Origin of the sequence: Methylobacter marinus A45, from assembly GCF_000383855.1 — a bacterium.
Lineage (GTDB): Bacteria > Pseudomonadota > Gammaproteobacteria > Methylococcales > Methylomonadaceae > Methylobacter > Methylobacter marinus.
Genome location: NZ_KB912877.1, coordinates 2,752,153 through 2,764,305, shown reverse-complemented (window position 1 = coordinate 2,764,305; position 12,153 = coordinate 2,752,153). Strand labels below are relative to the sequence as shown.

At 49.5% G+C, this 12,153-nt stretch carries 10 protein-coding genes; 3 read left to right on the top strand and 7 right to left on the bottom strand.

Features of this window, described 5'->3' with window-relative positions:
- Window positions 1-486: 486 nt before the first annotated feature.
- From METMA_RS0112990 to amoA, 5 genes are all read right to left on the bottom strand, one after another.
- Window positions 487-1,431, bottom strand: coding sequence for a hypothetical protein (locus METMA_RS0112990; RefSeq protein WP_020159530.1), 945 nt, complete (start codon window positions 1,429-1,431; stop codon window positions 487-489).
- A 361-nt stretch (window positions 1,432-1,792) separates the two neighbouring features.
- On the bottom strand, window positions 1,793-3,022 hold the full coding sequence (locus METMA_RS0112985; protein ID WP_040591205.1) for an MFS transporter: 1,230 nt from the start codon (window positions 3,020-3,022) through the stop codon (window positions 1,793-1,795).
- A gap of 7 nt (window positions 3,023-3,029) precedes the next feature.
- Complete coding sequence (amoC, locus tag METMA_RS0112980; protein ID WP_027147300.1) at window positions 3,030-3,803, bottom strand: bacterial ammonia monooxygenase, subunit AmoC; 774 nt, start codon at window positions 3,801-3,803, stop codon at window positions 3,030-3,032.
- A gap of 15 nt (window positions 3,804-3,818) precedes the next feature.
- Entirely contained in the window at window positions 3,819-5,057 is a 1,239-nt protein-coding gene (gene amoB, locus METMA_RS0112975) for a bacterial ammonia monooxygenase, subunit AmoB (protein ID WP_020159527.1), read from the bottom strand.
- Window positions 5,058-5,069: 12 nt separating this feature from the next.
- Complete coding sequence (amoA, locus tag METMA_RS0112970; RefSeq protein WP_020159526.1) at window positions 5,070-5,822, bottom strand: bacterial ammonia monooxygenase, subunit AmoA; 753 nt, start codon at window positions 5,820-5,822, stop codon at window positions 5,070-5,072.
- Window positions 5,823-6,065: 243 nt separating this feature from the next.
- Here amoA and METMA_RS0112965 point away from each other — a divergent pair, with 243 nt between their 5' ends.
- Window positions 6,066-7,001 carry a LysR family transcriptional regulator gene (locus METMA_RS0112965; RefSeq protein ID WP_020159525.1) on the top strand — a complete coding sequence of 312 codons (936 nt, stop codon included), beginning with the start codon at window positions 6,066-6,068 and terminating at the stop codon, window positions 6,999-7,001.
- On the opposite strand, the gene METMA_RS0112960 is transcribed toward METMA_RS0112965, so the two are convergent.
- The gene (locus METMA_RS0112960; protein ID WP_020159524.1) at window positions 6,998-8,092 is read right to left on the bottom strand and encodes an L-dopachrome tautomerase-related protein; all 1,095 of its coding nucleotides are present in this window, start codon (window positions 8,090-8,092) and stop codon (window positions 6,998-7,000) included. The genes METMA_RS0112965 and METMA_RS0112960 overlap by 4 nt on opposite strands.
- Before the next feature lie 62 nt (window positions 8,093-8,154).
- On the opposite strand from METMA_RS0112960, the gene METMA_RS0112955 reads away from it, so the two are divergent.
- On the top strand, window positions 8,155-8,811 hold the full coding sequence (locus METMA_RS0112955; protein WP_232216350.1) for a DUF924 family protein: 657 nt from the start codon (window positions 8,155-8,157) through the stop codon (window positions 8,809-8,811).
- A 362-nt stretch (window positions 8,812-9,173) separates the two neighbouring features.
- Here the strand turns inward: METMA_RS0112955 and METMA_RS27005 are convergent, their stop codons facing one another.
- Window positions 9,174-9,437, bottom strand: coding sequence for a hypothetical protein (locus METMA_RS27005; protein WP_020159522.1), 264 nt, complete (start codon window positions 9,435-9,437; stop codon window positions 9,174-9,176).
- Between the two features lie 724 nt (window positions 9,438-10,161).
- Here METMA_RS27005 and METMA_RS0112940 point away from each other — a divergent pair.
- Window positions 10,162-12,069, top strand: coding sequence for a DUF4034 domain-containing protein (locus METMA_RS0112940; protein WP_020159520.1), 1,908 nt, complete (start codon window positions 10,162-10,164; stop codon window positions 12,067-12,069).
- Window positions 12,070-12,153 lie beyond the last annotated feature (84 nt).

Genomic DNA, 12,153 nt, shown 5'->3' with positions numbered 1-12,153 from the left:
GGGCTAAAAATGACTTCCTGAAATTAGAATCCTGCATGGGATGTTCTGGCCAGAAGCAGGTGCTTGGCGATGCAGTGAAGCGCATCGCTCGCGAACTGGGTTGAATGGTTGCCCGGTTTCGGTATAGGCAAAGCGGATGCTGGCGATGAGCCAATAGGAGAATTATTGAATAGCCGCTCCCGACCCAGGTTGTGTAAAAACGCAAAAATCGAGAAGGTGGTGGAGTGATTATTCTAAATGTTGAGCCAAACGCAGGTTAGTGTGGAGTCAACCATTGAGAAATTACTCATTTCTGACTGATCAGTGGTGTAATTTTCACTTCTGCCAAGTTCAGTTATACGTTTTTACACGGCTCGGACCCAAAAAAGACATTCGGCGGTACTGAGACACTTTAGACATGATTTTATCTATTGCTACGCGTTTCCCAAAATAGTTGCCGGATTTGTTCCATCCTGGTTAACTTGGCTAAAATTTGAGAAGGTTGTTTTATTCAATAAAAAGCTCAATACATTTTTCTCTGGCTGAGGCTGGAGCAAAAATAAAATCTTTATTTTCGGCGACTTCATTTCCTATGGCGCCATAAAGTTTTTCTTTTTCCATCTCCCAGCGTGTCTTGAAATAGTCGAGAAACAGTTCGGCCATATTCCAGCACTCCGATTCGAACGAAGTCTGCTCGCTGAAACTAAGCCCCGTTTCCCAATGCAGATAAGGCATTTTCGAAACCGGCTCGGTTAAATAATAACTGCTATAAACTTCAACTTTTCTGGACTCTTTGCGGATGATAATGAATAGAGGAATGCAGGGCAGGCCGTCGTAAACAAAAACGCCTAACGATCCTGTTATCTTATTTCCTATACGATTAATCACATCTTCTAGTGTAACTTTGAATAATTTGGAGTATTCATTGAATTCGTGCGGGTTAAAGCCGGTCGTTTCCGTTGCGCGCAATTCGCCGATGCGGCAATCAGCTTTTAAAATCAACATCCTGAAATGCACGCCATTTTTTATCCCATTCTCCAGTTCCCGCGATTTGTTTTTGAAGCGAGGGTCGAAGGTGATCAGCCAATAGACATAATCCCCCGGTTTTAATCCTTGCATGATTTGGCTGAAATCGAATTCTTTATTGGTGATACCGGAAAATCCTCTTTTAACGGAATTCAGCAAAATACTATCGACGTACTTGGAAAGAGTTTCACGCAAACTTATTTCGGATTCCTTGTGCTCTTCAGCAACGATAAACCAGTGATGAAAGTAACCAACCGAAACGACGACGGATACGAACAGGCCAAATTCCGAAATGATTTTGAATATCCATTCATATTCTTGATAGGCAGGATTATGGACCAGCCCCCCAAATAACTTATAAATCGTAAATCCACCGAAAATTAGCACTAGCGATAAAAGCCATTTGAGCTTTTTAATAGTGGTCATGATTTGTGCCTATTTTGGAAAAAGGTCATCCTAAGTATCCTCCTCCGGTAATACATTGCCAATACCCTGGAGAGAGTCAATCAGCAATCCAATTCGGATGAAAATACAAAATGGCCGAATAGTGACATCAACCACAATGCATTGAATAGACCAGCGGATGAAGGCATTTGATCAGAAATTTACGCTTTCGGCATCAATTACAAAAGTCCGGTTTTGGCACAACTACGTCAGTCAATCGACAGGCAAAAAGCGATCCAAACCGGTCCTCCAAACCTTGTTTCCTTGGAAGTCTGCATGTGTATGCTTAGCTGACATCGATAATTTTCAGATTTGGGGCGGTAAAACTGACGATGATGAATGTTTAAACGCGAATCCTCAGGACGATGAGCGTTGCCAATAATGCGAATAGTCCCGAGCATAAAAACGCCAGATTGTAATTCCCGAGAACACTATGCAGAAAACCTGCCGAATAAGCGGCTAATGCCGCCCCTATTTGATGGGCGCAACAGATCCAGCCAAATACGACCCCAACATTGCGTTTACCGAATAAATCGGCGGCCAACGCTGAAGTGACCGGAACAGTGGAAAGCCAATTGAGGCCGTACACCACGGAAAACAGCATCAGTTCTGCGTTGGATTCGACAAACGGCAATCCGATCAAAGAGATGCCGCGTAACATGTAGTAACTCGCCAATAACCGACGATTGTTGAATCGGTCGCACAGCCAGCCGGACAAGAGGGTCCCCAAGATGTCGGTTGCCCCCATCAAGCCTAGCGACATTGCCATGGTCATTTCGGTAAAACCATGCTCGATACCATGGGGGATCAGATGGGTTTGAAATAGCCCTGAGGTTGTAAAGCCGCAAATTGCAAAGCTCATCGCCAATAACCAAAACTGGCCTTGAACGATGACTGTAGGCATTGGATTAGATTCAGCCGTTGCAGTCCGGGTTGCCGCGTCATTCTGGCCCAAAGCCTTTAGTCCTTTCTGTGCAGGTTCGTCAACCAGCCATAATGCTGACGACGGCAACACCAACAAACCCATCAGTCCGGTCAAGAGCAGAAGTGCAGGCCGCCAACCGTATACCATGTCAATCTGCATCACCCATGGCGTAAAGATAAGCTGCCCGGAGGAAAACGCCGCGCCGAGGATACCCAGCGCAAGACCGCGTCGTTCCACAAACCAGCGGTTGACCAAAGCAGAGCCCAACACAATTGAGGTGCCGCTGGCTCCGATGCCGGCGACGATCCCCCAGAGCACGTAGAACTGCCAAATTTCCTGAATGAGAGTGCACAGCCCCGCTGCCAAGATTAGCAGCGCAATACTGATCAAGCAGACACACTTTGCTCCATAGATATCCATCCATCGCCTCAGCCACGGCCCGGATAGACCAAACAACAACAAATTGAGAGATACCGCGCCACTGATTGCATCTCGACTCCAACCGAATTCATGTTCCAAGGCCAACATCAAGATGCCCGGTACGGCACGAAGCGCAGCGGCGACAAACAAGCACAGGAATGTCACCGCTAACACGACCCAAGCATAATGTAACCGGCGCGGTTGAGCGAGGGCCACGGTTATGCTCATGAGGAACTTACTCGGCATCTTCGATTTTGTCTAACAGTTCAATCAGCCGGGTAACCCCTTGCAGCAAGATGCCGCCGACGCCCAAAGCGAACCAAACGCCGATCACGAAACCCCAATGAATCGGAGCGGCAAAGAACTCCTCCCTAAACCAAAAGGTGTGCCCCCATTCATTAAAGCCCACACTGACCAATATCATGAACGGACCAAATACCGCTAACGTCAATGGTAATGAAATGCCTTTAGCATATAACGGTAAGCGGGTTCTGGCGTATAACCAGGCGCAACCGCCCAGAATGACATAGAGCGGAAAATTAAAATAAAACTCGATGATATGGTTGGCCGTAAACGGCGTATCACGGATCGCCACCTGATGCCAGGAATTGTCTTGCTCGGCAAAATAACTGCCCGCCCAATACACTGCAAAGGTATAAATGCTGATCCACATGGTGAGGGTGAAATAGCGGCGAATTTCTTCCTTGGGTTCCAGCTGATCCAACTGCCGGTCACGTGAAAGCCATAAGTAGCCCCAGAATCCGCTGGCAACCAAGGTAATAATAACGAGTTCGACATAAAACAGCCGCATCCAGTATTGCTCAAAAGCCGGCTCGGTGGAGTCCAGGCCGTGGGATACGGCAAATGCGCCCTGATACAATCTCAGGCCGATGTAGATGACAGACAATAAACCAAAGCCTTTCAAATAGCGCGGTAAATCGATCAGATACCAAGGCAATGATTTACTGCTTTCTGTCGATGTTGCGACATGTTCAGATGTAGTAGCCATGTTAGTCTCCTAAAATTAACTGAATTTGGGTATGACGGCGGCGGAAATGCTGGAGATATAACGTTGGCCCAACAGTTCGTCATAGAGGAAAAGTAATCCGCCAATGCGGCTGTCGGCATCCCGAATCAAGCCATCGAGTTTCTCGGATTCCCAGGCCGCATCGCGTGCGATAAGGGTAACCACCCGCTGCTCGCCCGGCTCTATCGGTTTGTCATCGTCGATACTCAGCCCTGGGCTTGTGATATCGTTATCACCTGTCATAACGCCGCTCAAACTCAAGGCAGGGTTTAAGAAGTGGACATTGGAGGTCGAGAATTCGCCAATTCTTACCGGGCTTTGGCTGCGGTTGTCGACTTTGACTTGCAGTACCATGGACCGTTGTGCGACGTTGTATTCCGCTTTCAGCGTGTCGACGTTGACCGTGCCGGCATTGACCTGAGCCGGTAGCGGTAAAATTTGATCCAACCCGGCCTGCAACGGAATGGCATCCGGGTAGCGGTTGGCCGTGATCTCATTCAGAACCAGCACTAAAACCGGCACGCCTACCAGTATCAGCTTGGCGATCAGTTTGTCATTTTTAGTGACGAGCTCATGCTCCAATCCAGCCTCCAACATGCGATAACGGCTGATGAACAAGGGCCGGCACACCCACCAGATCAACCAAGCGGCAGCCAGTAAGCCCCAAAACAGATGCCAGAAAATACCATTGCTCAGGCCGAAGCTTTCCATATCGATGGCTTCGCCGCTGATAGTCTTGATAGTGTTGCTAAAGTCAGAGGCTGCACCGCCAATTTCCAGCCAGGCGCCGGGGCCCATGACTTGTCCGGCATCCTTCAGGTTGAAAAACGGGTGAATGTGATAGCGCCCCGGTAAACGGCCCTTCAGAACCACCTTGAACTCATAATCGCCACCGGGCTGTAACGCAACCGAATTGACCCAAGGCTTACCGTTTAAATAACGTTCAGTCCGAATCAGAACCGGGCCGGGTGTGGAGATATTCAAAAATGAAGCCTCCGGCTTGGGGACGCTGATCGGCCAGTCTTCAGCGACATGGAACTTGCCGCTGACACTGACTTCATCATCGACATTGAATTTTTGCGTGGACCATTGCACGTCGTACCACTGTATAGTCCGCATGCGAATGAATGGCTCCAGCGCTTTTTCGCCGTGGGCCTGGGCGGATGACATCGGCAAACCGGACAATACAGTCAGACCGATTAAGGCTAGCAGCCAAGTTTTAAAATGCGTTTTCATGTTGGCTGCTCCTTAGATTTTGGTCAGGTATCGAGTGCTGGCAAACCACTTGCCGATATGCCACCATAAGGGGTACATCAGCGAACACAACAGCGCCGAACAAAAGGCTGACAAGGGTGTTGCGTATTGGCCGTAGGTTCGCAAGGTGCCGCGCTCGATGATGCGGAGGTATTCCGGCATGCCCGTGCGAATGTATTGAAAGCCGAACAAATCGGCAACGGTGAGCTGGCTATTGGCGTATTCGACCGGTTGGTGGAACATGCCGAAGATCGGCCAGTTGCTGGGGTAAAACAGCAAGGCAAACGCGGCGCCGCCAAAGATGGAGGTGATGGTCAGGCTGTTAGTTAACATTAACAAAGCGTCCAGAACCAAGGCTCCCGGCAGCATCGTAGCCGGCAACACCATGTTGATGGGGAAATAGTTCCAGTAGTGATAGGCAAATACGCGGGTAACCCAGGTGCCGAGCAATAACGCTGTGACACATAGGGTAGCCCCCAAAGGCAAACGAAACTTATCCCACAATACGGCTTGAACGGCGGCCGGAAACGTAATGCCGATCAACGGCGTCACCAAAGGCCACCATTGTCGATCTTTCCAATCGACCCAGAAGTCCCAATCGCCGACCGTGAGTGCGAAATGCAGGTGAAACGAACCGATGAATAAAAACAGCGCCAGGACCAAAATCAGATAGTCATAGGCGCGTGCCAGCCGGGCTTTTTCGCCCCGGTATGGCTTGAAGGTTGAAACAGGAATGTGTGCGGACATAGTGAATCCCTCTAAAGTCTTGTAATGAACGACAGTCGTCGCATGATCATTTGGACGCGTCGCCAGCCGAGGCTTGGCCTGAGGGGGTAAACCGTATAGGCTAGACGACACGCCTGAGGGATTAAGGTAGGTGAAAATCGTCCGGCTGTTAAATGTATAAGGTTCATCGCACCATCAAGACCGTTCATGCCGGTCATTCACGGTTTTTGTTACCATGAAGCCAATTTTTAGTGAGGATAGACCATGTCCAATCTCCGCAGCTTCGACTTGAACCTATTGTTGGCTTTCGATGTGCTGATGCAGGAACGCAATGTCACGCGGGCCGCCGAACGCATGTTTGTCACGCAATCGGCTATGAGTCATACCTTGCATCGCCTACGTCAACAGCTTGACGATCCGCTGCTGGTCAAAACGCCAAACGGCATGCAGCCCACTGATCGTGCATTGGCTTTAGTGGAACCGGTACGCAACTTGTTGCGGGAAATGGAAAGGCTACTGGAACCGCCGCAAGCCTTCGACCCGGCATCCAGTCAGCGTCGTTTTACGCTGGCCGCGACCGATTACATGGAATTTTTGCTGCTACCCGATTTATCCCGCTTAATCGAGCAAGCCGCCCCCGGTGTCGACATTCATATCAAACGTACCGAATCAGCATTTCCCATGATGCAATTGGAAAATGGCAGTCTGGATGTGGTGTTGGGTTTTGCCTCGGTACTCGAGCCCCCCGCGCATTTGATTTGTGAACATCTCTTTAAGGACCGCATGGCTTGTGCGGTACGTAAAAATCATCCCAAAATCTCCGCCAATCCGATTCTGGAGCACTATTTGGACGCTCCGCACATGCTCATTTCGCGAACAGGCAGCCAGGTCGGAGTCATCGATGCCAAATTGGCGGAACTGGGGCTGGAGCGTCGAATTAAGCTGATCGTGCCGCATTTCCTGTCTGCGCCTTTGATCGTTACGCAGACCGACATGATTTTGTCTTTACCTTATCGCCTGGCCGTGGCGTTTAGCAAAATGGTCGCATTGAATATTCTCCCGGTGCCCCTCGATTTGCCGGATTACGACTTGGTTATGATCTGGCACCCATTGCGAGAAAAAGATCCGGCCCATTGCTGGCTGCGCGAACAAATCGCAGCAATAGGCCGAATGATAGATTCGCTTGATATTGTGCTTTAACGTCCTGGCAGGCCGGCAGCCAGGGCTTTGACTTGCAACAAATAGTAAGGCGGTTTCGACTGGGCATCCCCACCGTTCAGCATGGCAGAGCGGTGCAATCGGTTGACCACCGCATACAACTGCCCATTGGGGCCAAAACTGAATGAATCGACCCAGGACAATCTTGGGTCCTGGGCGAGTTGTCGGTATTTGCGGTCAGAACCGATGATGCCAATGGCATTATTGGTGAGATCACCCAAATAAATATTATTCTGCTTGTCGATGCTGATACCGTCGGAAATGGGTTTGTCGCTATAACGCTCAACCCGGTTGGCGAGTTGCTCGGCGGTTAAACTCTCGTTAATCAAGTCGGCTGCTTTAATCCGGTAAAGACTGAGGCCATGCATCGGTCCAAAATAAACCCATTCGTTGGTCAAATCTTCGGTGATGGGATTCACCCCGATGTGCGGCCTGACTTTTTCGCCTGACGGGGTTGCTAACTGAATGGGCACGTTATCGATGATGAGATCGACATTTTCCGGGAGCACGCTGGCATGGCCTTCCAGCACACGCCGCGCGGCACCGGTATAGAGGTTGACCACAATCAATGCGGCGTTATTGCCACCCGCCGGGTCGCTAATAAAAGCGTGGCTGTGTTGGGTATCCAAAGCAAAATCATTGACGAACGCATCTTTGGGCGCGATAGGGGCAGGCAGGTAAATCAAACGCTGCAGTTTATTGGTTTTGGTATTCCAGCCGACCAGTTTCGGTGTCACACCGCTGCGCATGCCATTGTCCAACATCCACACCACGCCATTGGCATCGGATCGTATGCCTAACACCGAGTCCAGCTTCAAGGCTGCAGTCGAGTCTGTGGCCGCCAAGTCGTGTGAAGGAAATGGCACCAGTTTTTGATCCTTATACTCAACGACCGTATATTCGGGTTGATAAAACGGGTGCTGGCTCATGATGACTCGTCCGTCAGCAGTCGCTGTCACATTGCCCGGACCTGTTTCCAGATTCGCTAATACGTCAAAATGCGAGCTATCATCTGCCAAAGCCTCGAGACTTGCCAATAACAGTACGCAGGTCAATCGGGTGAGTTTTTTCATGTTATTCCCCTAATCTTGATTGAGTTCCAACACACAATACTGAAGTACTGACGGGGTGTTAAATGATGTTTCCTCATGCTGCCATTTATAAAATTGATGGCTTGCTGGAGAGCAATAGGCGGCAGAATTTATGTAGTACGGCGAGAAATATGAAAGGGCAAAAAATGAAAACAGTGCAACAAACACCGGATGACGTACTGACTTTTTGGTTTGAAGAGATTACACCCCAGCAATGGTGGACTCGCTCCGATGTCTTGGATCGGCAAATAGAGTCCCGTTTCGGTGCCTTGCACGTTGCCGCGGAACACTGTGAACTGTATGCTTGGCGAGAATCGGCGAAAGGCCGGCTGGCCGAAATCATTATTCTCGACCAATTTTCGCGCAATATTTATCGGGATCATCCAAAGGCTTTTGCTTGCGATAACCTCGCGTTGGCTTTGGCGCAAACAGCCGTTCAATTCAACGCCGACCACGAGTTGAATGCTATGCAGCGAGCCTTTCTCTACATGCCATACATGCACAGCGAATCGTTGCCGATACACACGCTTGCGGTATCACTGTTCAGCCAACCCGGAATGGAAGGCAACCTCGAGTTTGAGCTGAGGCATAAGGCAATCATTGAGCGTTTCGGCCGATATCCGCATCGGAATAAAATTCTAGGCCGTGTATCAACAGAAGACGAGATCGAGTTTCTGAAAACCCCGCAATCGTCGTTCTAAATGGTAATCCTCACTACAAAACGTGCTAGATATGAAGTAGAGCGGTCCTCGATCCAAGCTCGTCGTATTTGGTCAAGAAGCTCAAATGGCTGCAAATGAGATTAACCTGTCCATCATTACCAACGTTTTGATTCGTGATGACAGTCCCTTAATGGCACATAGCGGCAGGTCAGCTAACCGTAAATTTATTAATTTCCAATGGCTGCTTTTATTGGAATAGTCTGTTTTTTCCTTGCCGGGTAAGGACAAGACATTACTGCCTTGTCCTCCCCTAAGAACGGTGCATGACAGTTTCCCGTCACACCGCTCAAGCCTTTATAAAGCCGAGTTAACGGCCCGGCAACCCGATTACCGTACTGGAGCTATTCAGCTTGTGCTACCATTCCAGCCCATATGAACGGATTCACCCGGCGTGATGCTTTACGCCGGGCAAAATAGTCGTCATAGGCGGGATCATAGGGCGATGCGTCAGCTTTGATCTTGATATGCCGAACAATCGCCACCGAGGCGGCGCTGAACAGGTCCAGCGGTATGGATTCTCCCTGCTTATCCTGAATCCGTGTCGAGAACACCCAATTTCGCAGCCCTTGGCGGCGGAAATAGCGGTTCCGCTTCCAGTGTGTCAATGGCCGTTCCTTTTAAACCGAGCCCGACCAGCCAAAGCGCAAAAATAATGAGCGCTGCAATCAACAACAGATTCGCGTGGCGGTCGGCGCTTATCCGGCTGTCTTGGGTTAAGTCCTTCCCGTAATGCGTGCTCTTCGTGTCTCGGAAGCCTTCTTCTATTGGCATGCGAGCACGATAATAATTCACGACCTCAACCGGCGTATAATCGCTTCAGCGAAGGCGATACAACCAATAACCCGGGCTCTTTTTTGCGCGCCGCCTGTTGATATTGGGGTTACCAAGGCGACGGTCAATACGCTTGATTTTGTGTTTGATAATATAGGCTGGCCCGGAAAGCGCTCGTCCCAGCGTCGTCAGTGATACCGAAACACCTTTCAAGCCGGCCTCTACGGCCGCATGAGCGCTTTAAGCCGGGTTCGATGAAGTTCAGGAAGCGCCTGTTGGATCAGATTATGGAGTAAACTCATGGTCGACATAGGGCCTCTCCGATAAAGCTGAAAGATTAAGATTTACAGCAGTGAGACCCGAAAAAAACCACTTTATCTATCAATTTATATCTATAGCAAATTGTTTTTTATGGCTATTTTGTGGAGATACCTCAGAGTCTGCCCCCTCCCTTTGATGTGCCCGCCGCCTCCGCGATGCAAATCCTGTTTCGCCAACACATTCCGCGAATCGGCCGGTTACTGATAGATAATCGTTAATTCTACAAGGAGATAACTCATGAGCGTTAATAAGAACGCCCCCCGGAAAAAGTTTTTGTCACCTACTTTATTGATCGTAGGCGGTATCGCCATTGTCTCATTATGGGCTGGCATGAATGCCGTATTCGAGGCCGGGTGGCTAAATTTAAAAAGCGTCAGCGGGGGTGACGCCTCGACAAAGACTATTGCCGACAAAACCCCATTGATCGCCACTATCGAACAGGAAACGGCGAAACTCCTCGACAAGCCGCGTACTTTCCTCTTGCCATCGGAAAAGGCCCTGGCCGCCAAGGCAGCTATCCAGCGCGGCGATTATGCGGCCGCCAATCAAATCAGTGCCGAGATGCTTGCTCGCAGCCAGTTACAAAACTGGCGTTTTTATCCCTTTCATCTTTTCATGGATAACATCATTCCCAGAGAAAAGAATGACGCTTTTTTAAAAAATATGAACGACTGGCTGAAGCAGGATAAAGAGTCCGCCATCGCATATATGATTCGCGCCCAGTATTATTTGAAGGCTGGTTGGCAGATGCGGGGCTATGACTTTGCCTCCAAAACGCAAGACGATCGTCTGCTTGCGTTTCGGAATTATTTAAAATTGGCGACCGCGGATGCGATCAAATCCATCCACGTGGATGCTAATAATCCTTTCGGCTATTTCATATTGCTCAAGATCATGTCCGCCAATGGCAATACGGACGCGATGGAAAACGCCTTTCAGGACTCGATAAAAAAATACCCCGACTATTACGCGCTTTATGCCTTGCGCCTTAAAACACTGATGCCCAAATGGGGCGGCTCGCCGGAAGCCATGTACGCCTTTACCGAACGTTATGCCGGCAAAGCCCCTGATCATTCTCCGCTCAAGCTGCTTTACGTGGAGCTTTATGCAAGCCTTCTTGATACGGCTCAGGTCGCCTGCAATTCAATCGAAGGCGAGGATCTGAAGCAATGCATTGATACCGTCATGAGTAAAATCATCAGTTCCACGCTGGCGGATCAGGTCTATGCCGCCTTGAATCTTTATAACAAGACCGACACTCATCAGTTTAACCTGGCACTAAGGCCTATTTTGCTGGATATGATAAAAACACGGGGAGGTGAACGCTATGCGGGCAATATTCTGCAATTGGCTGCCGACCGTATGGGGAGTCAAAATCAGTTGGTTGATAATAATGCCGGGCATAACAACTACATGCTTGACGAACTCACTGGCAAGACCTGGTACCGCAATGGCCACTATGAAAATGCCGAAAAAAAGTATAAAGAAGCCCTTGTCGATATTGACCACGCCCTTTTCCCCGATGAAGAGGAAAAGGCCATGGCTCTATCGGCAATTTATGATGATCTCTCCGATGTTTATAGCAAGACCTCGCAGTTTGTTAATGTGATCGCCTATCAGAATGCAGCGAGCGCGATGGGCGGAAATGCCTTCAATGAATACCGCTTCTTGAAGTGTCACGCTTATTACCGTTTGAAACTTTATGCCGCGGCCGTGCAGGAATGTACTGGCCTGATTGATAATGGGGCCGATATTCAAACCCGCTTTTGGCGTGGGAAGTCCTATAAGGCACTAGGACAGTCAGATGCCGCGCTGCAAGATTTCAGCATTGTCGCGGCTTCTGAAGGTCGCGGTTACCAATCTTCCGCAGCGATTGAAATTTCCGTCATCTATGGCGAACGCAACGATATGGTGAATATGCTGGGGGCTCTCAATCAGCATTCGTTTCTTTTTGATGAAGAGACTCAAAGCAAAGAGGATCTTGCTGTCAGCTACAACAATCGCTGTTATGCGCATATGCGGCTAGGCCGACTGCAGGAGGCACTGGATGATTGTACCGCTTCCTTGAAATATGGCAGTCTGCCCGATGCCTATCAGAAACAGCAGGAGCTGATTAAGAAATTGACGCCAGCTGTCACAGGCTAATCCCCGCCGACCAAGGATCGTACATTCATACATCGCGGGGTGAGCCGAGTCGAAGTATCAAAGGGGGAAATCAATCGAGTCCCC

What these genes read in the sequence shown, in the direction of transcription:
- amoC (WP_027147300.1), bottom strand. Translation starts at nt 3,803, where the DNA reads ATGGCTACTACATCTGAACATGTCGCAACATCGACAGAAAGCAGTAAA.
- METMA_RS0112940 (WP_020159520.1), top strand. Translation starts at nt 10,162, where the DNA reads ATGAGCGTTAATAAGAACGCCCCCCGGAAAAAGTTTTTGTCACCTACT.
- METMA_RS0112960 (WP_020159524.1), bottom strand. Translation starts at nt 8,092, where the DNA reads ATGAAAAAACTCACCCGATTGACCTGCGTACTGTTATTGGCAAGTCTC.
- METMA_RS0112985 (WP_040591205.1), bottom strand. Translation starts at nt 3,022, where the DNA reads ATGAGCATAACCGTGGCCCTCGCTCAACCGCGCCGGTTACATTATGCT.
- METMA_RS0112990 (WP_020159530.1), bottom strand. Translation starts at nt 1,431, where the DNA reads ATGACCACTATTAAAAAGCTCAAATGGCTTTTATCGCTAGTGCTAATT.
- amoB (WP_020159527.1), bottom strand. Translation starts at nt 5,057, where the DNA reads ATGAAAACGCATTTTAAAACTTGGCTGCTAGCCTTAATCGGTCTGACT.
- METMA_RS0112965 (WP_020159525.1), top strand. Translation starts at nt 6,066, where the DNA reads ATGTCCAATCTCCGCAGCTTCGACTTGAACCTATTGTTGGCTTTCGAT.
- METMA_RS0112955 (WP_232216350.1), top strand. Translation starts at nt 8,155, where the DNA reads ATGATGTTTCCTCATGCTGCCATTTATAAAATTGATGGCTTGCTGGAG.
- amoA (WP_020159526.1), bottom strand. Translation starts at nt 5,822, where the DNA reads ATGTCCGCACACATTCCTGTTTCAACCTTCAAGCCATACCGGGGCGAA.